Source organism: uncultured Dechloromonas sp., from assembly GCF_945957265.1.
Taxonomy (GTDB): Bacteria; Pseudomonadota; Gammaproteobacteria; order Burkholderiales; family Rhodocyclaceae; genus Azonexus.
Genome location: NZ_CAMFKO010000028.1, coordinates 26,577 through 47,762, shown reverse-complemented (window position 1 = coordinate 47,762; position 21,186 = coordinate 26,577). Strand labels below are relative to the sequence as shown.

Below are 21,186 nucleotides of genomic sequence, written 5' to 3'. Positions count from 1 at the left end.
TTCGAAGCCGCAATTATAAATGCCAGCCACGCGTCAGCCGCTTTCCGTTGCGATCATCACGCTCAATGCCGTCTCCCAACTGGAGGACTGCCTGAAAAGCGCGCGCTTTGCCGACGACATCGTGGTCGTCGATTCCGGCAGCACGGACGGCACGCAGGCGCTGGCCGAACGTTACGGCGCCCGGGTCATTGCCCAGCCCTGGCTGGGCTTCGGCCCCCAGAAACAGTTCGCCGTCGAATCGGCGAAACACGACTGGGTGCTCTGCCTGGACGCCGACGAACGCGTTTCGCCCGAGCTGCAGGCCGCCATCGAGCAGGCCCTGCAGAAACCGGACGCCGGCGCCTACCGCTTCCCCCGCTGCAACCGCTTTCTCGGCCGCTACCTGAAGCACGGCGAGGGCTATCCGGACTGGTCGCTGCGCCTGTTCGACCGCCGCCGGGCGCGCTGGTCCGACGACGCGGTGCACGAGAAAGTGGTCACCGCGGCCGCCGTCGGCACCCTGCGGGGCGATCTGCTGCACGACTCGGCGGAAACGCTGGCCGCCTACCTGACCAAGCAGAACCGCTACACCTCGCTGGCCGCCGACATGGCCCTGCAAGCCGGCAAACGGGCGAGCTTCGGGCGCCTCGCCTTCAGCCCCATCGTCCGCTTCATCAAGTTCTACCTGATCCGCCAGGGCTTCCGCGACGGCCTGCCCGGGCTGATCCACATCGCCATCGGCTGCTCGAACAGCTTCTTCAAATATGCCAAGATGCTTGAACGACAGAAATCCGATGCTGCACTGCGGTAAAATCACATGATCATTTCCTCGAGGTAATTTCGTGAAAATTCTCGTCACCGGCGCCGCCGGCTTCATCGGCATGACCACTTCCCTGCGCCTGCTGGCGCGCGGCGACGAAGTCGTCGGCCTCGACAACCTGAACGACTACTACGAGGTCTCGCTGAAGGAAAACCGCCTCAAGCGCCTGACCGCCCTGCCCGGCTTCCGCTTCGTCAAGCTCGACGTCGGCGACCGCGCCGGCATGGAAAAGCTGTTCGCCGAGGAAAAGTTCGACAAGGTCATCCACCTCGCCGCCCAGGCCGGCGTCCGCTACTCGATCCAGAACCCGCATGCCTACGTCGACAGCAACCTGGTCGGCTTCATCAACGTCCTCGAAGGCTGCCGCCACAACCAGGTCCAGCACCTGGTCTACGCCTCCAGCTCCAGCGTCTATGGCGGCAACACCAAGATGCCGTTCTCCGAGCACGACAGCGTCGACCACCCGGTCAGCCTGTACGCCGCGACCAAGAAGGCTAACGAGCTGATGGCCCATACCTACAGCCATCTCTACGGCCTGCCGACCACCGGCCTGCGCTTCTTCACGGTGTATGGCCCGTGGGGCCGCCCGGACATGGCGCTCTTCCTGTTCACCAAGGCCATCCTCGAAGGCCGGCCGATCGACGTCTTCAACCACGGCAACATGAAGCGCGACTTCACCTACGTAGACGACATCGTCGAAGGCGTGATCCGCGTCCTCGACCGCAATGCCGCCGCCAACCCGGACTACGACCCGATTGCCGCCGACCCGGCAACCAGCAACGTGCCCTACCGCGTGTTCAACATAGGTAACAACAACCCGGTGCAGTTGCTCGACTTCATCGGCGCCATCGAGGAAGCCCTCGGCCAGAAGGCCGAGAAGCGCCTGCTGCCGCTGCAGGATGGCGACGTCCCGGCGACCTACGCCAACACCGACCAGCTCAACGACTGGGTCGGCTTCGTGCCGGGCACCACCGTCCAGGAAGGCGTCGGCCGCTTCATCGCCTGGTATCGCGATTACTACAAGGTTTAAGGAACAGCTATGTGCGGCATCGTCGCGGCAGCAGCCGGCAGCAACATCGTCCCCGTCCTCGTCGAGGGCCTGAAGAAACTCGAATATCGCGGCTATGACTCGGCCGGCCTGGCCGTCATCGCCGGCAACGGCATCGAGCGCGTCCGCTCGGTCGGCCGCGTCGCCGAGCTGGAAGCCGCCTCGGCCGCCACCCAGTCGGTTACCGGCATCGCCCATACCCGCTGGGCGACGCACGGCGTGCCCTGCGAACGCAATGCCCACCCGCACGTTTCCGGCACCATCGCCGTCGTGCACAACGGCATCATCGAGAACTACGAAAGCCTGCGCGGCGAGCTGAGCGCGCAAGGCTACGTGTTCACCTCCGACACCGACACCGAGAGCATCGCCCACCTGATCCAGGCCACGCTAAAGAGCGAACCCGACCTCTTCAAGGCCGTTCGCCTCGCCTGCCAGCGCCTGGTCGGCGCCTATGCCATCGCCGTCATCGATCACACCCAACCGGGCAAGATCATCGTTGCCCGCGAAGGCTCGCCGCTGCTGCTCGGCGTCTCCGACACCGGCAACTACGCCGCCTCCGACGCCTCGGCGCTGCTCCAGGTCACCCGCAACATGGTCTACCTGGAAAATGGCGACATCGCCGAGCTGAATGCCGATCAGGTCCGCATCACCCGTCTCGACGGCACGCCGGTCGAACGCCCGGTCCATGTCTCGCAGCTCTCCGCCGCCGCGGTCGAACTCGGCAACTACCGGCACTACATGCAGAAGGAAATCTTCGAGCAGCCGGAAGCCCTGGCCAACACGCTGGAAATCGTCGGCGGCAGCAAGACCATCCAACCGGGCATCTTCGGCGCCGAAGCCGGCAACCTGATGGCCGATGTCGACCACATACTGATCCTCGCCTGCGGCACCAGCAGCCACTCCGGCTACACCGCCCGCTACTGGCTGGAAGCGATTGCCGGGGTGCCGTGCACCGTCGAGATCGCCAGCGAATACCGCTACCGCAGCTCGGTCGCCAACCCGCGCCAGCTGGTGGTTGCCATCTCGCAGTCCGGCGAAACGGCCGATACGCTGGCCGCCCTGCGCCATGCCAAGTCGCTCGGCCAGACCAAGACCCTGGCCATCTGCAACGTGCCCGAATCGGCCATCGTCCGCGAATGCGCGCTGCGCTTCATCACCCGCGCCGGCCCGGAAATCGGCGTCGCCTCGACCAAGGCCTTCACCACCCAGCTGGCCGCCCTGTTCCTGCTCACGCTGGTCATGGCCAAGGTCAAGAACCGCCTGCCGCAAGAGCAGGAAAGCGCCTTCATCGACCAGTTGCGCCACCTGCCGGTCGCCGTCAACAAGGTGCTGGAACTGGAGCCGGAAATCGAAACCTGGTCGAAGCGCTTCGCCGACAAGCAGCACGCCCTCTTCCTCGGGCGCGGCCGTCACTACCCGATCGCCCTCGAAGGCGCGCTCAAGCTCAAGGAAATCTCCTACATCCATGCCGAGGCCTATCCGGCCGGCGAACTGAAGCATGGTCCGCTGGCCCTGGTCGATGCCGACATGCCGGTGATCTCGGTCGCCCCGAACGACCAGTTGCTCGACAAGCTGAAGTCCAACCTCAAGGAAGTCCAGGCCCGCGGCGGCGAACTCTATGTCTTCGCCGATGCCGATTCGGAAATTCCGGAATCGGAAGGGGTGCACATCCTGCGCCTGCCGGAACACTACGGCGAGCTGTCGCCCATCCTGCACGTCATCCCGCTGCAGCTGCTGTCCTACCACGCCGCCCTGGTCAAGGGCACCGACGTGGACAAGCCGCGCAACCTGGCCAAGTCGGTCACCGTGGAGTAAGTCGCTAGCGACAACAACTGGCGACTACAAATGTCTACCTACGCCATCGGCGACATCCAGGGTTGTTACGACTCGCTGCAGCGCCTGCTGGCGCTGTGCGACTTCGACCCGGCCCACGACCGGCTGTGGCTGGTCGGCGACCTGGTCAACCGCGGCCCCAAGTCGCTGGAGACGCTGCGCCTGATCAAGTCGCTCGGCCCGGCGGCAACGACGGTTCTCGGCAACCACGACCTGTATCTGCTGATGGTCGCCGAAGGCGGCGCCAAGTTCCGCGGCAAGGACGACACGCTGCAGGACATTTTCGACGCCCCGGACTGCGCCGAACTGCTCGACTGGCTGCGCCACCAACCCCTCTGCCACACCGAGGGCGCGTATTGCCTGGTCCATGCCGGCCTGCTGCCGCAATGGACGGCCGCCCGTGCCCGCGAACTGGCCCGGGAAGTGGAAACCGCCCTGCAGGGACCGGATTTCCGCGAGTTCGTCATGAACCTGTGGGGCAGCGAACCGGCCGGCTGGTCGGACGAGCTGACCGGCTGGCCCCGCCTGCGCGTCATCGTCAATGCCATGACCCGCATGCGTTTCTGTACCCCGGACGGGGTCATGGAATTCAAGGCCAAAGGCAAGCTGAGCAACGCGCCGGAAAACCATCTGCCGTGGTTCGACCTGCCCCATCGCCGGCACGCCGACGCGGTGCTGGTCACCGGCCACTGGTCGGCCCTCGGCCTGAAAGTTACGCCGAACCTGCTGGCGCTCGACTCGGGCTGCCTGTGGGGCGGCCATCTGACCGCGGTTCGCCTGGAAGATCGCCGGATATTTCAGGTTGACTGCTCGCCATCGGAAGCCCTGCCCCTAAAGCGATAGCCTCGCGGGCCTCGGCAGCCACCTGCTTGCGGTCCTCGCCATTCAGGCCGCGCAAGGGCGTCGTCACCAGCCGGGCAATCAGGCGCTTGCGGCCCAGGATGGCCCGCGTACATTGGCCCAGGGAAATATCGCCGTCGTAGCGGGGCGCCAGGCTGCGCCGGCCGTCCAGCTCCCAGTAGGAAATCGCCACCGGCAGGACCGGGTGCCCGGCACTCAGCGCCGGCTGCAGCAGGGCAGCGTGGAAATGCAGCAGGCTACGCCCATCCGTCGTCGTACCCTCGGGGAAGACGGCGACATGGCGCCCCTGGTCGAGCAGGCCGGCGATTTCCTGATTGACGATCCTGGCGTGGCCGCGACTGCCGCGGCGCAGAAAGACCGTATCGTTCTTCGCCGCCAGCCAGCCGATCAGCGGCCAGTGCCGGACCTCCGCCTTGGACACGAAGGCCGACGGCAAGGCGGCATTGATCACGTAGATGTCGATCCACGAGATGTGATTGGCGACGATCAGCGCACCGGGAACGGCGTGCGTCAGGTCGGCCTCGACTTCGACCCCGAGCGCATCGAGCAGCGCGCCGGCCCAGCTCGCTTTCAGGCGCAGCCGGGCGGCGCTGCCGCAGAGCGGAAAAACCAGCAGGGTGACGACGACGCCGCTGAAGACCAGCAGGATCAGGCGAAAAATCCGGAAGGCGCGAAGCGCAAAATTGGTTTCGTTCAGTCTGCTTGTCCGAGGTAGTGCTTGGCGTAACGTCCGGCCACCTTGGCCATCGGCATCAGGATGGGCAGGTCGGCCGTGTTGAAATCGGGATCCCAGGCCGGTTCGCCGCAAATCCAGGCACCGGCGCGCAGGTAGCCCTTGATCAGCGGCGGCACCTCGGCCGGACGATCCTGCTGCAGGGCCGCCAGGGGCAGCGGGCAGCGCGGGAAGACGCGATACTCCTGCGGCCCGAGGTGATCCACAGCCAGGCGATTATACAAGCTGGCCGCGGCGTGGCCACCGTCAGCCATGCTGATCGACGCGCAACCCATCAGGTAGTCGTGGCCGCGCTCGACCATGTACTGGGCCAGGCCGGACCACAGCAGGGTGATGGTGGCACCGGTCCGGTAATCCGGATGCACGCAGGAGCGGCCGATTTCGACCAGGCGCGAGCGCAGGTGCTGCAGACGGGTCAGGTCGAACTCGTTTTCGGAGTAATAACCGACCTGGCGGGCGTTGTCCGGCGCCAGGATGCGATAGGTGCCGACGATCTCGCCGCTCTGCGTGTCGCGCACGACGAGATGCTCGCAATACGGGTCGTAGATATCGTGATCGACGCCCGGCGTCCGGCTCGGCAGGTTGGCGCCCATTTCGCCGGCGAACACGCGATGGCGCAGACGCTGGGCATCGAGGATGTCGCTGGCGCTGCGCGCGAATCCGACAGCCAGGCTTCTTTTTTCGGGGCGGGCACGCCCGGCATTCTTCTGAACGTTTTCCATCTTGTTCTCCTTGTATTCCTGGAGAACAAGTCTGGATGACGCTTGTTACACGCGCGTTGCCCGAAAATGACGACGCTGTTTCAAAGCCCGGAGATCACCAGGGCAGCGCGCCGAAAGCCTTGCGATAGCGCTCGCCGATCTCCTCGCGGCTCGGCTGGTGGTTCTGGCCGCCGCGATGGGCGATCTTGATCGCCCCCATGACCGCTGCCAGGCGCCCGGTCGTCGGCCAGTCGAAGCCGTTGGCGATACCGTAGAGCAGGCCGGAGCGATAGGCGTCGCCGCAGCCGGTGGGGTCGACGATGGCATCGGCCGCGACGCAGGGAATGTCGTGGCGTTGGCCATCGGCATAGATTTCCGAGCCTTCGCCGCCGCGCGTCACGATCAAGGCCTTGACCTCGCCGGCGAGCTGCTCGAGATTGCGCCCGGTGCGGTCGCACAGCAGCCTGGCCTCATAGTCGTTGAAGCAGGCGTAATCGGCCAGGCGCATGAAGTCGAGCAGTTCGTCGCCGTTGAACATCGGCATGCCCTGGCCCGGATCGAAAATGAACGGCACGCCGGCAGCCGAGAAATCGCGGGCATGCTGCATCATGCCTTCGCGGCCGTCGGGAGCGACGATGCCGAGCCTGGCGTTGGCCTTTTCGACCTTGTTCAGGTGCGAAAAGCTCATCGCCCCCGGGTGGAAGGCGGTGATCTGGTTGTCGTCGAGGTCGGTGGTGATGAAGGCCTGGGCGGTGAAGCTGCCGGGAATCTGGCGCACGTGGTTGCGCGACAGGCCCAGCTTGTCCAAGCGGTCGAGATAGGGCACGGCATCGTCACCGACGGTCGCCATGATCATCGGCTCGCCGCCGAGCAGCATCAGGTTATAGGCGATGTTACCGGCGCAGCCGCCGAATTCGCGGCGCATTTCCGGCACCAGGAAAGCCACGTTGAGGATGTGGATCTGCTCGGGCAGGATGTGATTCTTGAAACGGTCCGGGAAGACCATGATGTTGTCGAAAGCCAGCGAACCGCAGATCAGTGTCGTCATGATGTGTCAGGGGTAGAAGATGTAAAGGCGATAGCCGGAGGCGCCCATGTCCTTGGCTTCGATCCACAGCCGGACGGCGACGTCGCCGTTGGCGGGGAAAGCATCGGACGCCGTTCCCGGCGGAAGATAGTCGGCGGCGTACATGACGCGCCGGGCGACGACCGCATCGTTGGTGTCGGTCAGGCTCAACTCGAGCGCCGGCCAGGCTTGCGGATGGGCCGCACGGTTCTTCAGCGTGGCCTGCAAGACGAACAGGCCGCGCGCATTGTCCGACTGCAGGTCGGAGGTTTCGATGGATACCAGCGCAGGGTTCCTGGGCAGCGGAATGCCGACGCCCAGCGAGGCATAGAGCGGCTGCAGCCAGGCCATGCGCAACACGATGTCGGTGCGGTAGTGGTAGGCCAACTGGCCGAGCAGGACGAGCAGCAACAGCAACGCCCCGACGACGAACGGCCAGGCGGCCCTTGCCGGCGGCTCGCTGTCGAACGCGCCCCGACCGTCGCTGGTCAGCGTTCCCGCCGACCAGCGGTTGTAGGAACTGGTGTCGACCAGTTCGCGCGCCGCAACCAGGCCAGCCTCGCGGGCCGCCAGCGTCGACTGTTCCGGCGTTTCGGCGCGATCATCCACCAGGCCGGCGCGATCTGCGGGTGTGGCGACCAGGGTTTCGGCGGCATCGAAAGGAACCGCCTCGGGAATGTCCGCCTCAAGCGGAACGTCAAGCATGGCCGGCGCCGGGCTTTCCTCGGGCGCCAGCGGGATGGCGGGCGCCTCCGGCGGGGGAGCCGGCTCGTCTGGCGTGGCCAAAAGCTCCATGGATTCGTTCCACGCCCAGTCGGGACCGGCGACGACCGTTGCCGCCGGGTCGAAGGGCGCCGGCTCGCGCTCGGGGCTTTGCTCCGGCTGCGGCGCGGGGGTGGATTCGATCGTCGTTTCGGCAACGAGCGCAATCGGCGCCAGTACCGATGCGGCAGACTCTTCCTCAGGCACAGGCTGCGGCGAGGCCTCGAGCGACGAGGCGATCGGGGTTTCGTCGTCGGTATCGGACTGCCATTGATCGAAGGCATTGAATACCGCCTGGCAATTCCCGCAACGCACCTTGCCGGCCTTGCGTCGCAACTGCTCGGAGGTGACACGGAATACCGTGCCACACTCCGGACAGCGGGTGCGCATCAGGGTCTGGTTCCCGCCAGACATACCCAATCCTCGCGCACATCGGCCACCTGCAGCGGAATCCACTGCGCGTAGATGGCCACGATCTCGTCCGCCTGCTCGCGCAGAATGCCCGACAGCGCGAGCCGCCCGCCCGCGCGGACATGCGCGCAGATCGCCGGCGCCAGCACGCGCAGCGGATTGGACAGGATGTTGGCCACCACCACGTCGTACTCGCCGGCCACCGGTGCGGCCGAATCGGCGAACAGGGCGGTGACGCCGTTGCGTTCCGCATTGGCCCTGGCCGCATCGACGGCTTGCGGGTCGATATCGACGCCGGCGACATGCGCCGCACCGAGGCGCGCCGCCGCGATGGCCAGGATGCCGGAGCCGCAGCCGTAGTCGAGCACGGCATCGCCGGCCGAGACATTGCGCTCGAGCCATTCGAGGCAAAGCCGCGTCGTCGGGTGCGAACCGGTCCCGAAGGCCATGCCGGGATCGAGTATCAGGTTGATCGCCGCCGGATCGGGCGACTCATGCCAGGACGGCACGATCCACAGGCGCTCCGAGACCCGGATCGGGTCGAACTGCGACTGGGTCAGCTGCACCCAGTTCTGCTCGGCCACCGCCTCGACGGAAAACGCCGGTGTCGCGGCCAGGCCGATAGCCCTGGCCGCCTCGCCGAGCACCGCGGCCGGATCGGCATCCGGCTCGAGCAGCACCACGACCTTGGAATGGTTCCAGCCCGGTGTATTGACCGAGCCGGGCTCGCCGAACTGCGGCTGCTCGTCCGGCGTGCCGGCATCGGCGTCCTCGATGCTGGCCGACAGCGCACCCGCCTCGAGCAGGGCGTCGCATATCGGTTCGGCATGCGACACGTCGGTCAGGAAACTGACATTTTGCCAGGACATCGCTTACGCCTTGACCTCGCTCTTGTCGGCCAGCTTGTGCTCCAGGTAGTGGATGCTGGTGCCGCCTTCGACGAAACGGGCATCGAGCATCAGTTCCTGGTGCAGCGGGATGTTGGTCTTGATGCCCTGGATGCTCATCTCCGACAGCGCGATACGCATGCGGCGGATGGCCTGCTCGCGGGTGTCGCCGTAGGAAATCACCTTGGCGACCATCGAATCGTAGTGCGGCGGCACGCGGTAGCCCTGATAGATGTGCGAATCGACGCGGATGCCCGGGCCGCCCGGCGGATGGTAGAAGTCGATATTGCCGGGAGATGGCACGAACGTGAAGGGATCTTCGGCGTTGATGCGGCATTCGATGGCATGGCCGCGGAACACGATGTCCTTCTGCTTGTAGCGCAGCTTTTCGCCGGCGGCGACGCGAATCTGCTCCTGGACGATATCGACGCCGGTGATCATCTCGGTCACCGGGTGCTCGACCTGGACGCGGGTGTTCATTTCGATGAAGTAGAACTCGCCGTTCTCGTACAGGAACTCGAAAGTACCCGCACCGCGGTAGCCGATCTTGCGGCAGGCCTCGGCACAACGTTCGCCGATGCGGGTGATCAGGCGGGCCGGGATGTGCGGCGCCGGCGCTTCCTCGATCACCTTCTGGTGGCGGCGCTGCATCGAGCAGTCGCGCTCGCCGAGGTAGATGGCGTTCTTGTGCTCGTCGGCCAGCACCTGGATTTCCACGTGACGCGGGTTTTCCAGGTACTTCTCCATGTAAACCGCCGGGTTGCCGAAGAAGCTGTTGGCTTCCTGGCGAGTCAGCTGGACGGCATTGACCAGGGCCGCTTCGGTATGCACGACGCGCATGCCGCGACCGCCGCCGCCACCGGCGGCCTTGATGATCACCGGGTAGCCGACGGCACGTGCGATCTTGACGATCTCCTTGGGGTCTTCCGGCAGGGCGCCGTCGGAACCCGGCACGCAGGGCACGCCGGCTGCCTTCATGGCATCCTTGGCCGACACCTTGTCGCCCATCAGGCGGATGGTTTCGGCGCGCGGACCGATGAAGACGAAACCGGAAGTCTCGACGCGCTCGGCAAAGTCAGCGTTTTCGGACAGGAAGCCGTAGCCCGGGTGGATGGCCTGGGCATCGGTCACCTCGGCCGCCGAGATGATCGCCGGCACGTTCAGGTAGCTCAGCGAGGAAGCGGCCGGGCCGATACAGACCGACTCGTCGGCCAGCTTGACGTACTTGGCATCGCGGTCGGCCTCGGAGTGCACGACCACCGTCTTGATGCCCAGTTCGCGGCAGGCGCGCTGGATGCGGAGGGCAATCTCCCCCCGGTTGGCAATAAGGACTTTTTCAAACATGGTGGCTGTCTCAGCCGATCACGAACAGCGGTTCGCCGAATTCGACCGGTTCGCCGTTGTCGACCAGGATGGCCTTGACGACGCCGGAAGCGTCGGCTTCGATTTCGTTGAGCAGCTTCATCGCTTCGATGATGCACAGGGTCTCGCCCTGCTTCACGGTCTGGCCGATCTGCACGAAGGCATCGGCGCCCGGCGACGGGGAACGGTAGAAAGTGCCGACCATCGGCGACTTGAGGACATGCCCTTCCGGCAACTCGTCCTCATCATCCAGGTTGACGGCCGAGGCCGCCGGGGCAGAACCGGCGACCGGCATGGCGGCCGGCATCATGTATTGCTGCATCGGGGCGGCAGCGACGGCACCGTAATGCTTGGCGATACGCACTTTCTCTTCGCCTTCGGTGACTTCCAGTTCCGAGATGCCGGATTCCTGAACGAGGTCGATGAGTTTTTTGAGTTTGCGCAGATCCATGAAGTACTCCTTTTGTTGCGTTCGCAGAACGCAAAATGCAGCCGGCCGAAGCCTGGCTATTCGATATGAAGCTTGTTGAGCAGGTATTCGAGGGCGAGCAGGTAGCCCTCGTGACCGAGGCCGCAGATGACGCCGATGGCCAGGTCGGAAAAATACGAGTGATGCCGGAAAGGCTCGCGGGCATGCACGTTGGACAAATGCACTTCCACAAAGGGAATGGCAACCGCGGAAAGTGCATCGCGCAGCGCCACGCTGGTATGCGTGTAGGCCGCCGGATTGATGATGATCGCCCGCACGCCCTGTTCACGGGCGGCATGAATGCGTTCGATCAACGCACCTTCATGGTTGCTCTGAAAAGTTTCCAGGTCGACACCGGCCCCTTCGGCCATGCGGGCCAGGGACACATTGATGTCGGCAAGGGTAACCCGGCCGTAATGATCCGGCTCGCGGGTGCCCAACAGATTGAGATTGGGCCCGTGCAAGACCAGGATACGGGGCTTTTCGGCTGACTTGGAATTGGATTTTCGCTTCGTCATGGCAGCAAGTTTGCCGCAAATCGCAGCATTTTGTCCAGCTTATTCCGAAATCAGGACCCTGAGCGCATCGGCGCGGATGCGGTCGCGCGGCCGTCCATCGCGGTACTTCAAGCTCACCCGCTCGAGATGCGGCGGCATAATAACAAGATTGGCGTCGACTGTGTCCGTTTCCATGACCAGAACCGCTTCGACGCGCTCATTGCGCGGCTCGACATGATCGACGTCGATACCCCGATTGAGCAGGAAGATCTCGACTTCCTTCGCGCTGTCGGCAAACAGCAGGATATCGATGCGCGAATGCTCGCCAGCCGTCCCTTCGAGAACGGAGCCCGCCAGGTAGGGATTGAACGGGGCCAGCAGCTCGAGCAATTCGAGCGCCGAATGTCGCATGGCCAGCAGCATCTCGGCGTGCCCGTCCCCCTGGTAGAGACTGCGATAGGCGCGCAACTCGGCCTCGACCTCGGCATTGTCGGGAAAGCGCGTGTGCTCGGGCAGCCCCAGCTGGCGGGCCGCCTTTTTCTTGGCGAGATGAAAGTCGGTAATGCCATCCTCGGCCATCAGGCGGGCGGCTGCGGTGGCGATGCTGGCCCGGGTGCCGTGACTCGGGCGTTGCCGTTCATGACGGGTCATGGGGACTCGATCAAGGTAAAATCGCCCCCATTCTAACGGGTCTCTGTGACATGCACATTCATATTCTGGGTATCTGCGGCACCTTCATGGGCGGCATCGCGCAACTGGCGGTCGACTCGGGGCACAAGGTCACCGGCTGCGACGCCAACGTCTATCCGCCGATGAGCGACCAGCTGCGGGATGCCGGCATCGAGCTGATCGAGGGTTTCGCGGCCGACCAGCTGGCCCTCAAGCCGGACATCTTCGTCATCGGCAACGCCGTGTCGCGCGGCAATCCGCTGCTCGAGGCCATTCTCGACAAGGGGCTGCCCTACGTCTCCGGCCCGCAATGGCTGGCCGAGAACGTGCTGCAGGGCCGCTGGGTGCTCGGCGTCGCCGGCACGCACGGCAAGACGACGACCAGCTCGATGCTGGCCTGGATACTGGAAGACGCCAACATGGCGCCGGGCTTCCTGATCGGCGGCGTACCGCTCAATTTCGGCGTCTCCGCCCGCCTTGGCGACACCCCCTTCTTCGTCATCGAAGCCGACGAATACGACACGGCCTTCTGCGACAAACGCTCGAAATTCGTCCATTACCGCCCGCGGACCGCCGTCCTGAACAACCTGGAATTCGATCACGCCGACATTTTCAGCGATCTTGCCGCCATCGAGACGCAATTCCACCACCTTGTCCGCACGCTGCCCCAATCCGGACTGATTGTTTCGAACGCCGCCGAGGCCAGCCTGGAGCGTGTGCTGCAACGCGGCTGCTGGACGCCCGTCGAACGCTTCAACGACCCGAACGGCTATCGGGTCAGCGGGGACGACGCGCGCGGCGAACTCGTCCTGCATGGCCCGGACGGCCTGATCGGCCGCTCGCGCTGGAATCTTTCCGGCGATCACAACCGCGCCAACGCCTGCGCCGCCCTGCTTGCCGCCCGCCACGTCGGCGTGACGCCGGCGCAGGGGCTGGAAGCGCTGTCGCGCTTCGAGAACGTCAAGCGGCGCATGGAAGTCAGGGGGGTCGTGCGCGGCATCACGGTTTACGACGATTTCGCCCACCACCCGACCGCCATCGCCACCACCGTTGCCGGCCTGCGCCGCAAGATCGGGCGCGGCCGCATTCTTGCCGTGCTCGAGCCACGGTCGAACACGATGAAGCTGGGCACGATGAAATCCCAGCTCCCGGACAGCCTGAGCGAAGCCGACGCCGCCTTCTGCTACGGCGCCAACCTCGGCTGGGATGCCCGCGAGGCCCTGGCGCCGATGGGGGAGCGGGCCATCGTCGAGGACGACCTCGACCGCCTGGTCGACCAGGTCAGCCTGGCCGCGCAACCCGGCGACCACATCCTGGTCATGAGCAACGGCGGGTTTGGCGGCATACACGGCAAGCTGCTGAACGCCCTGGCCGACTGATCGCGCCGCACCATGAAAAACGCCGCCGGGCAGCTGCCCGGCGGCGTTTTTTTTGACCAGCCGACGGATGGATCAGCGTTCGGTCGATTCCACGACAGCCAATGCGGTCATGTTGACCAGGCGGCGAACCGTTGTCGTCGAGGTCAGGACATGCACCGGCTTTTCAACGCCGAGCAGGATGGGGCCGATGGTCACGCCTTCGCCGCCGGTCATCTTGATCAGGTTGTAGGAGATGTTGGCCGCGTCGATGTTCGGCATGATCAGCAGATTGGCCTCGCCCTTGAGCGGGGAATCCGGATTGGCCTCGCGACGGATGGACTCGCTCAACGCGGAGTCGCCGTGCATCTCGCCATCGACTTCCAGCTCGCCCGCCGACATGGCGCCGATCAGCCCTGCCGCAACGCTCATCTTGCGGGCCGACTCCGACGAGGAGGAACCGAAGTTGGAGTGCGACAGGAGGGCCACCTTCGGATGGCTGCCGAAACGCTTGACCTGTTCCGCCGCCAGCAGGGTCATCTCGGCGATTTCCTGGGCATTCGGGTTTTCGTTGACGTGGGTGTCGCAGATGAACAGCGAGCGGCCGGGCAGCATCAGGTAGTTCATGGCGGCCAGGGTATTGACGCCGCTGCGCTTGCCGATGATCTGGCCGATCACGCCCAGGTGGTGGCTGTACTGCCCGGTCGTGCCGCAGATCATACCGTCGGCGTAGCCGAGCTTGAGGAGCATGGCGCCGATGACGGTCGGCTTGCGGCGCATGGCTTCCTTGGCGATGGCCGGCGTCACGCCCTGGCGGGAGAGCAGGCGGTGGTAAGCCTGCCAGCATTCGCGATAGCGTTCGTCGGATTCCGGATTGACGATGTCGAAATCGACGCCCGGCTTGATGCGCAGGTTGGCCTTTTCCAGGCGATGGGCGATCACCTCCGGCCGGCCGATCAGGATCGGACGGGCGAAACGCTCTTCGATGACCACCTGGGCGGCACGCAGCACGCGCTCTTCCTCGCCCTCGGCGTAGATGATGCGCTTGCCCTTGGCCTGGCGGGCGGCCTGGAAGATGGCGCGCATGCCGACGCCGGTGTGGTAGACGAACTCGGACAGCTTGTTGCGGTAGGCGGCCCAGTCGGTGATCGGGCGCGTCGCGACGCCGGAATCGATGGCGGCCTGCGCCACGGCCGGCGCGATCTTGACGATCAAGCGCGGGTCGAAGGGCTTGGGAATCAGGTATTCCGGACCGAAGTTCAGGTCGTGGCCGGGATAGGCCATGGCCACTTCATCGGTCACCTCGGCTTCGGCCAGCTCGGCGATGGCACGCACCGAGGCCATCTTCATTTCTTCGGTGATGCGTGTGGCGCCGACGTCGAGCGCGCCGCGGAAGATGAAGGGGAAGCACAGGACGTTGTTGACCTGGTTGACGTAGTCGGAACGGCCGGTGGCGATGATGGCGTCCGGGCAGACTTCCTTAACCAGCTCCGGCATGATTTCCGGGGTCGGGTTGGCCAGCGCGAAGACCATCGGACGCTTGGCCATCGACTTGATCATGTCCTGGTTGACGACGCCGGCGGTGGACAGGCCGAGGAAGATGTCGGCACCGACCATGGCGTCGGCCAGCGTGCGGGCCTCGGTATTCTGGGCGTAGCGGGCCTTGGTCTCGTCCATGCCGCCCGGGCGGCCGACGTAGATGACGCCCTTGGAGTCGCAGACGGTGATGTTCTGGCGCTGGACGCCCAGATCGCACCACAGGTTCAGGCAGGAGATCGCCGCCGCGCCGGCGCCGGAGCAGACCACCTTGATTTCGTCGATCTTCTTGCCGACGATCTTCAGGCCGTTGAGCATGGCGGCGGCCGAAATGATCGCGGTGCCGTGCTGGTCGTCGTGGAAGACCGGGATGTTCATCCGTTCCTTCAGCTTCTGCTCGATGTAGAAGCATTCCGGCGCCTTGATGTCCTCCAGGTTGATGCCGCCGAGCGTCGGCTCCATGGCGGCGATCATGTCGATCAGCTTGTCCGGATCGTTCTCGGCCAGTTCGATGTCGAACACGTCGATGCCGGCGAATTTCTTGAACAGGCAGCCCTTGCCTTCCATGACCGGCTTGGCGGCGAGCGGGCCGATGTTGCCGAGGCCAAGGACGGCGGTGCCGTTGGTGATGACGCCGACCAGGTTGGCGCGCGAAGTCATCTCGGCAGCGGTGGCCGGATCTTCGACGATCAGGTCACAGGCGGCGGCAACGCCCGGCGAGTAGGCCAGCGCCAGATCGCGCTGGTTGGTCAGGCCCTTGGTCGGGCGGACAGCAATTTTGCCGGGGGTGGGCCAGCGATGGTATTCGAGTGCGGCTTCGCGCAAATCCTTTTCCACGAAATCTCCTTGGCGTTCGGGTAGTGGGGAAAACCCTGTAGGTTACTCCAAACGTTGACCGCCGGGAAGCGTGTAGGCGAATAAGGAAAATTTCCGTGGGCAATACCGGGCCGTCGCCGAAATCGCTTCAGAAACGCAGCGAAAACGTCAGGCGCAGGCTGCGCGGCTCGCTCGGGTGGATATGGCGGTCGTTTACCGCCGCCGCCTCACCGGCCAGCCGCGAGTCGTACCAGTATTCGATGTCGTTCACCGGGCGATCGAACAGGTTGTACACGTCGAGCGCCACCTGGGTGCGCTTGTCGAGCTTGTAGCCGACACGCAGGTTGGTCAGGGCCGAACCGCCGGAACGAATCGAGTTGTCCTCGCTCAGCGGACGCGGCCCGAAGTAGCGCAGGCGCAGGGCGCCGAACCATGGCCCGAGGTGGTCGAGGGTCAGGCCGATGTTGGCGGTCGCCGCCACCGCACCGGGAATGTAGTCCCCCGCTGCCGGATCGTAGTCGCGGAAGCGGGCATGCGACCAGGCGAGGTCGGCATCGACCGCCAGCCAGTCGGACAGCGCGTAGAAGTTGGTCCATTCGACGCCGTAGCGGCGCGACGGGCGCGACGCCTCGGTGGTGCCGGCATCGCCGACGAAGAGCAGCTCCGAGGCCGAGTCGAGCTTCCACAGGGAGAGCGTCGATTGCCAGCCGGCCAGCGGCTCGGAACGCACGCCGAACTCGTAGCCCCTGGTCCTGACCAGCGGCTTGACGGTCTGCAGCGGCGTCACGCCGTCGGCCGGGTCGACCCTGATCGTCGTTCCCCGCGCGTCGTTGGAATGGAAGCCGTGGCCGTAGTTCAGGTACAGCTCGGTCTTTTGCCACGGCCCGAAGATCAAGGCCAGCTTGGGCGTCAGCATCTGGTCGCCGGCCTTGCCGGAATTGGCGGCCAGGCTGGAATCGACGTCGAAAGCGTAGGCATCGGCACGCAAGCCCTGCACCGAGCGGAACCACCCGGCCCACCGCGTTTCGTTCTGCGCCCACAGCGCCAGGCTGCGCTGGCTGACCTTGTCCTCGCGCACCGTCGATCGTGTCTGCCGGGCATTGGTCGCGTAGAGGCCGACCGGGTTCAGGCGATCGACCCGCCCCTGGACGCCGATGCTGTTCTCGACCTCGAAGCCGCCCCAGCGATCGTAAACCGCGTGCGATGCCGCGAAACCGCCGGCCTGGCGGCGTTCGGCCTGCTTGAACTGGTCGCCGCCGGCGCATGTGCCGCTGCTGGCGTAGTCGTTGAGGCAATACTGGAAATTCGACCACAGGTCGAGGCTGGACTGGAGCCACCAGACGTTGGCCTTGCTCTGGGCGCTGTCCCAACGCCTGGCCCATTCGCCGGACAGGCTGTAACGGCTGGTTTCGCCGCCGGTGGTCGGGTCCAGCGTGCCGAAGCGGCCGACCCGACCGCTGGCTATGGCGCGCTGGGCGACCTGGTCGGTGGATGTCCATGTGCCCCGGTAGGCCATGCCGGTCAGCGCAAAGCCATCGTTGCGGGTGCCTTGGCTGTAGCGCAGCACACCGTTGAACTTGCGGTAGTTTTCCTCGACCTCCCACGGCCCGTCGTTATGAAAAAGCTCCAGGCCGTAGAGCAGGCTGCCGCTGCCGACCCGCGGCGAGCCGGCGAGCAGGCTGCGGGCATAGCCGTTCCGGCCCAGGGTCAATTGCGCCAGCGAGGCGTCGAGGCGGCGGAAATAGTCGATATGCGCCGCGCCGGCCGACGAAAAGTCGCCTTCCTCGGCGAAATACGGCCCCTTGCGGAAATGTATCTGCTCGACCAGTTCGGGAATCAGGAAATTGAGATCGGTATAACCCTGGCCGTGGGCATGGCCAGGCATGTTGACCGGTACGCCGCCGACAAACGTGGCGAAATCGGTGCCGTGGTCGAGGTTGAAGCCGCGCAGGAAATACTGGTTGGCCTTGCCGTCGCCGGCATGCTGCGTGACGATCAGGCCGGGCACCATTTCCAGCGCCTCGCCGGGACGCAGGATGGGCACGGCGGCCAGGCGCTGGCTGGAAACCACGCCCTCGCTGCCGGAGACGGCGATGCCTTCCAGATTCTCCGCCCTGGCCCGCACTTCGACGGCGGACAGCTCGCTCGATTCGTGCGCCGCGGCAGCACTCATCGCCGCCAGAAAATATGAATTAATCAGATTTTTTCTTACATTCATCGCCGAAAAAGGCCGGCTGCCCGGCCTCCCCACCAATAAGCGGCTAGACCGGGACCGGCCGACGCGTCAGGCGCACGGCGGCGACGAAGCTGACGGCGATGATCGCCACCAGCGTGAATCCGAACATCAGCTCCTTGCCCTCGCTCCACGCATCGATGGCCGGCGACAGCATCTTGGCGGCGCCGAAGGCGGCGACCAGCAGGCTGACGCCGGAAACGACGAGGCCCATGACGCGCGAGGCGACCAGCGCCACCTGGTCGGCCCGGGCGATCAGCCGGGCGATCCACAGGCCGTTGATGCCGTCGGTGAGCAGCATGCCGAGCATGAACAGCGCGGCGAGCAGCAGGGCATGCTGCCAGCCGCCGAATTGCGTCGCGCTCAGCGCGAAGAAAGCGGCTTGCGACAGGGTGTCGAAGGACAGCGCGAACAGCGCGCCGACCAGCGCCACCAGCCCGGGGTGCGAAACGTGGCGCAGGCTGCCGAGCAGGCGCCCCTTGACGCCGACCGGCTGGACGATTTCGTGCGGTTCGGCGCGCAGCACGGCAGCCAGGTTCAGGCTGCCCAGCGCGACAAGAAAACCGATCGAGATCACGGCGCCCAGCGTGCCGAACCATGCCGGCACCGCCCACTGGCCGGCCAGCGCGGATACGCCGAAGGCGATGGCCATGACCACGGCGCCGTGGCCGAGCGAGAACAGGGTGCCGCAATAACGCGCCAGGCCCGGCCTGCTGCGGGCGTTATGGCGGGTCAGGCCGTCGATGGTCGCCAGGTGGTCGGCGTCGAAGCCGTGCTTCATGCCGAGCACGAAAGTCAGGATCAGCAATGACAACCAGTCAGTGGGCAGCGTATCCATGAGCGCCTCGTAAGAAGGATTTACTCATCTTCATACAAGGAGCGTGCCAGATCAATAAGCCATTGTTCGCATTGACTTCATGCCGCCCGGCGGCCGACGCGGGAATCCGAAGTGGTTAGCGACTATCCACCGGAAGTGCAAGGACGAATTCCGCCCCGCCGCCGGCGACATTGCTGACGCTGAGCTTGCCGCCATGGCGGTCGACGATGCCGTAGCTGATCGACAGGCCGAGTCCGGTGCCCTGCCCTACCGGCTTGGTGGTGAAGAAGGGTTCGAACAGGCGGTTCAGGTGCTCTTCCGGAATGCCCGGGCCATTGTCGATGAAATGCAGCACCGCCATCCCCTGCTCGATGCCGCCGCACACCTTCAGACATGGCTCCGGCTGCCGGGCGGTGGCGTCGCAGGCGTTCTGGACGAGGTTCATGACCACCTGCTGCAACTGGCCGGAGGAGCCGGAACACACCAGGTCGGGCGGCAGATCGATATCGACGGCGAACTTGGCCGAGGCGCTCTGCACCACCCAGCGCACCGAGCGCTCGACCACTTCGTTCAGATTGACCTGCTCGGGCGTCGCCTTGTCCACCGCCGAGAAGCGCTTCAGGGCATCGACGATGTCGCGGGTGCGCTCGGCGCCTTCGATCATGCCGTCGATCAGGTGCGGCATGTCGGCCAGGATGCGGTCGATGCGCAACTCCTGGCGCATGGCCTGCAGTGCGCCATCCTCGGCGGCGTCGCTGGCGTGCACCGTGGCCAGGTAGCTTTCCAGGCGGCTGGCGTAGCGCTTGAGCGACAGCACGTTGCCGAGCACGAAGCTGATCGGGTTGTTCAGCTCGTGCGCCACGCCGGCGACCAGACGGCCGAGCGAGACCATCTTTTCGGCATGCAGCAGCTGGCCTTGCGTGCGCTTGAGGTCGTCGTGCGCCTGGCGCAGCGCGGAATACGCCCGGCGCAGTTCGCCGACCGGGCGGCCGGTGACCACCATGCCCATCAGCTTGCCGGTCTGCGAGACGCGCGGGGTGCAGTTCATCGATACCGGGACGGTCGAACCGTCGCCGGCACGCAGGAAGAATTCGCAGTCGTGCACCCCTTCCCGGGCATAACGCGTGAACACGTCGCGCGCCTTGGCCTTCTCGCCGTCGTCGGCAAAGAGCTCGAAGAGCGGCGTATGCACCAGTTCCTCGGCGGTCTTGCCCGAAATGTGGCGCAGCGAGGGGTTCACTTCCTCGATGCTGCCGTTGCGGTCGCAGACGATCAGGATGTCCGACATCGAGGCCAGCACGCTCTCGATGAACTGGTGCGACTCCTCGAGCGCGGCGTTCTTCTCCTCGAGGGCGACTTCGTACTGCAGGAGGTCGTTGTAGACCTCGTCCATCTTCTGGATGACTTCGATCCAGGCCGTTTCGCCGCCCGGCGGCAACGGCGAGTCGGGCAGCGGATCAGCGGGCGGGACGGTAGTGGACATGGGCGGCGCCGTGTTCGTCGTGGGCGTGGTGATGCTCGGCTTCCAGGGCGATGAGGTTGAGCTTGCCGTGGCGGACGCCGCGCTCGGCCATCAGCGCATCGGCAAATTGCCGGACATCCGCCGTCGCCCCCTTGAGGATGACGCTTTCCAGGCAGTTGTCGTGATCGAGATGGCTGTGCAGGGCGGCCACCGTCAGGTCGTGGTGGTCGTGCTGCAGGCCGGTCAGGCGCTCGGCCAGTTCGCGCTCGTGGTGGTTGTAGACGTAGGAGAGGTTGGCGACGCAGTGGCCGGCGGGCGTTTCGCGCTGGCGGTCGCTCTCGATGGCGCCGCGGATCAGGTCGCGCACGGCTTCCGAACGGTTGCTGTAGCCGCGCTCGGCGATCAGTTGGTCGAACTGGCGGGCCAGCGACTCATCGAGCGAAATGGTGAAACGTTCCACGGAAATTTGCTCCTTGCTAAATACCGCCAGCTTTGCCGCTGCTAGGATGGCCTGCATCGCATTCTAACGTTTCCCGCCCCGATGACCGCAGCCCCCGATACCGAAGTGATCCGCGACGCCCTGCGCCATGTGGCCGACCCCGAGATCGGCGCCAATATCGTCGACCTCGGCCTGGTCTACCGCATCGCCGTCGAGGACGGCAAGCTGTGGGTGGACATGACCATGACCTCGCCGGCCTGCCCGATGGGCGGCATGATCGTCGACGACGCCTACGCCGAACTGGAACGCGTGCTGCCGGCGGGCCTGGAGGCTGAAATCCGGGTCGTCTGGGAACCGCCGTGGAACCCGAAGATGATGAGCGAAGAATGCCGGCAACGCCTGGGCTGGAGCGACGACGATGCGGATTAGG

Annotated in this window: 19 protein-coding genes and 1 pseudogene; 6 read left to right on the top strand and 14 right to left on the bottom strand. The window is 65.3% G+C overall.

Translation table 11 applies throughout. The annotated features are described in order from the left end of the window. Positions 1-19 precede the first annotated feature (19 nt). Genes Q0P59_RS14350 through Q0P59_RS14335 form a run of 4 tightly spaced genes read left to right on the top strand, consistent with a single transcriptional unit; the run spans position 20 to position 4,523 of the window. Entirely contained in the window at positions 20-790 is a 771-nt protein-coding gene (locus Q0P59_RS14350; protein WP_295007431.1) for a glycosyltransferase family 2 protein, read from the top strand. Positions 791-821: 31 nt separating this feature from the next. Then, positions 822-1,829: an NAD-dependent epimerase gene (locus tag Q0P59_RS14345; protein ID WP_295007429.1), complete on the top strand. Its 1,008-nt coding sequence runs from the start codon at positions 822-824 to the stop codon at positions 1,827-1,829. A 9-nt stretch (positions 1,830-1,838) separates the two neighbouring features. Then, entirely contained in the window at positions 1,839-3,662 is a 1,824-nt protein-coding gene (gene glmS, locus Q0P59_RS14340) for a glutamine--fructose-6-phosphate transaminase (isomerizing) (RefSeq protein WP_295007427.1), read from the top strand. A gap of 30 nt (positions 3,663-3,692) precedes the next feature. Further along, positions 3,693-4,523 carry a symmetrical bis(5'-nucleosyl)-tetraphosphatase gene (locus Q0P59_RS14335; protein ID WP_295007425.1) on the top strand — a complete coding sequence of 277 codons (831 nt, stop codon included), beginning with the start codon at positions 3,693-3,695 and terminating at the stop codon, positions 4,521-4,523. 190 nt (positions 4,524-4,713) lie between these two features. Here Q0P59_RS14335 and Q0P59_RS14330 read toward each other — a convergent pair. The 9 genes and pseudogenes from Q0P59_RS14330 to Q0P59_RS14290 all read right to left on the bottom strand — a co-directional run. Continuing rightward, positions 4,714-5,349: pseudogene (locus tag Q0P59_RS14330) on the bottom strand (lysophospholipid acyltransferase family protein); the annotation flags it as partial. After that, on the bottom strand, positions 5,235-5,996 hold the full coding sequence (locus Q0P59_RS14325; protein ID WP_295007423.1) for a GNAT family N-acyltransferase: 762 nt from the start codon (positions 5,994-5,996) through the stop codon (positions 5,235-5,237). The gene Q0P59_RS14325 and the pseudogene Q0P59_RS14330, both read right to left, overlap by 115 nt. A gap of 94 nt (positions 5,997-6,090) precedes the next feature. Next, complete coding sequence (locus Q0P59_RS14320; RefSeq protein ID WP_295007420.1) at positions 6,091-7,023, bottom strand: carbohydrate kinase family protein; 933 nt, start codon at positions 7,021-7,023, stop codon at positions 6,091-6,093. Between the two features lie 6 nt (positions 7,024-7,029). After that, positions 7,030-8,217, bottom strand: a complete 1,188-nt coding sequence (locus Q0P59_RS14315) for a DUF3426 domain-containing protein (RefSeq protein WP_295007418.1) — start codon at positions 8,215-8,217, stop codon at positions 7,030-7,032. Beyond that, positions 8,193-9,083 (bottom strand): 50S ribosomal protein L11 methyltransferase, encoded by an 891-nt coding sequence (prmA, locus tag Q0P59_RS14310; RefSeq protein WP_295007416.1) that lies wholly within the window; start codon positions 9,081-9,083, stop codon positions 8,193-8,195. Before prmA ends, Q0P59_RS14315 begins: the two co-directional genes overlap by 25 nt. A 3-nt stretch (positions 9,084-9,086) precedes the next feature. Then, positions 9,087-10,445 carry an acetyl-CoA carboxylase biotin carboxylase subunit gene (gene accC, locus Q0P59_RS14305; RefSeq protein WP_295007414.1) on the bottom strand — a complete coding sequence of 453 codons (1,359 nt, stop codon included), beginning with the start codon at positions 10,443-10,445 and terminating at the stop codon, positions 9,087-9,089. Between the two features lie 10 nt (positions 10,446-10,455). Further along, on the bottom strand, positions 10,456-10,914 hold the full coding sequence (accB, locus tag Q0P59_RS14300) for an acetyl-CoA carboxylase biotin carboxyl carrier protein (protein WP_295007412.1): 459 nt from the start codon (positions 10,912-10,914) through the stop codon (positions 10,456-10,458). 56 nt (positions 10,915-10,970) lie between these two features. Continuing rightward, on the bottom strand, positions 10,971-11,450 hold the full coding sequence (gene aroQ / locus Q0P59_RS14295) for a type II 3-dehydroquinate dehydratase (protein WP_295007410.1): 480 nt from the start codon (positions 11,448-11,450) through the stop codon (positions 10,971-10,973). Positions 11,451-11,489: 39 nt separating this feature from the next. Beyond that, on the bottom strand, positions 11,490-12,080 hold the full coding sequence (locus Q0P59_RS14290) for a hypothetical protein (RefSeq protein WP_295007408.1): 591 nt from the start codon (positions 12,078-12,080) through the stop codon (positions 11,490-11,492). Between the two features lie 50 nt (positions 12,081-12,130). On the opposite strand from Q0P59_RS14290, the gene mpl reads away from it, so the two are divergent. Beyond that, the gene (gene mpl / locus Q0P59_RS14285) at positions 12,131-13,477 is read left to right on the top strand and encodes a UDP-N-acetylmuramate:L-alanyl-gamma-D-glutamyl-meso-diaminopimelate ligase (RefSeq protein WP_295007406.1); all 1,347 of its coding nucleotides are present in this window, start codon (positions 12,131-12,133) and stop codon (positions 13,475-13,477) included. A 72-nt stretch (positions 13,478-13,549) separates the two neighbouring features. On the opposite strand, the gene Q0P59_RS14280 is transcribed toward mpl, so the two are convergent. From Q0P59_RS14280 to nikR, 5 genes are all read right to left on the bottom strand, one after another. Next, a complete protein-coding gene (locus tag Q0P59_RS14280; protein ID WP_295007404.1) occupies positions 13,550-15,826 on the bottom strand; it encodes an NADP-dependent malic enzyme in 2,277 nt (758 codons plus the stop codon). A gap of 127 nt (positions 15,827-15,953) precedes the next feature. Continuing rightward, positions 15,954-17,978 carry a TonB-dependent receptor gene (locus tag Q0P59_RS14275; RefSeq protein ID WP_295007402.1) on the bottom strand — a complete coding sequence of 675 codons (2,025 nt, stop codon included), beginning with the start codon at positions 17,976-17,978 and terminating at the stop codon, positions 15,954-15,956. A gap of 88 nt (positions 17,979-18,066) precedes the next feature. Continuing rightward, positions 18,067-18,876: a nickel transporter gene (locus tag Q0P59_RS14270; protein WP_295007400.1), complete on the bottom strand. Its 810-nt coding sequence runs from the start codon at positions 18,874-18,876 to the stop codon at positions 18,067-18,069. A gap of 115 nt (positions 18,877-18,991) precedes the next feature. Next, the gene (locus tag Q0P59_RS14265) at positions 18,992-20,338 is read right to left on the bottom strand and encodes an ATP-binding protein (protein WP_295007398.1); all 1,347 of its coding nucleotides are present in this window, start codon (positions 20,336-20,338) and stop codon (positions 18,992-18,994) included. Continuing rightward, entirely contained in the window at positions 20,313-20,777 is a 465-nt protein-coding gene (gene nikR / locus Q0P59_RS14260) for a nickel-responsive transcriptional regulator NikR (protein ID WP_295007396.1), read from the bottom strand. The genes Q0P59_RS14265 and nikR overlap by 26 nt, the downstream gene beginning before the upstream one ends. An 81-nt stretch (positions 20,778-20,858) precedes the next feature. Between nikR and Q0P59_RS14255 the strand changes: the two genes are divergently transcribed. After that, positions 20,859-21,185, top strand: a complete 327-nt coding sequence (locus Q0P59_RS14255) for a metal-sulfur cluster assembly factor (protein WP_295007394.1) — start codon at positions 20,859-20,861, stop codon at positions 21,183-21,185. Position 21,186 lies beyond the last annotated feature (1 nt).

Coding starts and splice junctions, on each gene's coding strand:
- Q0P59_RS14265 (WP_295007398.1), bottom strand. CDS start 20,338: ATGTCCACTACCGTCCCGCCCGCTGATCCGCTGCCCGACTCGCCGTTG.
- glmS (WP_295007427.1), top strand. CDS start 1,839: ATGTGCGGCATCGTCGCGGCAGCAGCCGGCAGCAACATCGTCCCCGTC.
- Q0P59_RS14320 (WP_295007420.1), bottom strand. CDS start 7,023: ATGACGACACTGATCTGCGGTTCGCTGGCTTTCGACAACATCATGGTC.
- Q0P59_RS14325 (WP_295007423.1), bottom strand. CDS start 5,996: ATGGAAAACGTTCAGAAGAATGCCGGGCGTGCCCGCCCCGAAAAAAGA.
- mpl (WP_295007406.1), top strand. CDS start 12,131: ATGCACATTCATATTCTGGGTATCTGCGGCACCTTCATGGGCGGCATC.
- aroQ (WP_295007410.1), bottom strand. CDS start 11,450: ATGACGAAGCGAAAATCCAATTCCAAGTCAGCCGAAAAGCCCCGTATC.
- Q0P59_RS14255 (WP_295007394.1), top strand. CDS start 20,859: ATGACCGCAGCCCCCGATACCGAAGTGATCCGCGACGCCCTGCGCCAT.
- Q0P59_RS14315 (WP_295007418.1), bottom strand. CDS start 8,217: ATGTCTGGCGGGAACCAGACCCTGATGCGCACCCGCTGTCCGGAGTGT.
- Q0P59_RS14350 (WP_295007431.1), top strand. CDS start 20: ATGCCAGCCACGCGTCAGCCGCTTTCCGTTGCGATCATCACGCTCAAT.
- Q0P59_RS14275 (WP_295007402.1), bottom strand. CDS start 17,978: ATGAGTGCTGCCGCGGCGCACGAATCGAGCGAGCTGTCCGCCGTCGAA.
- accC (WP_295007414.1), bottom strand. CDS start 10,445: ATGTTTGAAAAAGTCCTTATTGCCAACCGGGGGGAGATTGCCCTCCGC.
- prmA (WP_295007416.1), bottom strand. CDS start 9,083: ATGTCCTGGCAAAATGTCAGTTTCCTGACCGACGTGTCGCATGCCGAA.
- Q0P59_RS14290 (WP_295007408.1), bottom strand. CDS start 12,080: ATGACCCGTCATGAACGGCAACGCCCGAGTCACGGCACCCGGGCCAGC.
- Q0P59_RS14270 (WP_295007400.1), bottom strand. CDS start 18,876: ATGGATACGCTGCCCACTGACTGGTTGTCATTGCTGATCCTGACTTTC.
- Q0P59_RS14335 (WP_295007425.1), top strand. CDS start 3,693: ATGTCTACCTACGCCATCGGCGACATCCAGGGTTGTTACGACTCGCTG.
- accB (WP_295007412.1), bottom strand. CDS start 10,914: ATGGATCTGCGCAAACTCAAAAAACTCATCGACCTCGTTCAGGAATCC.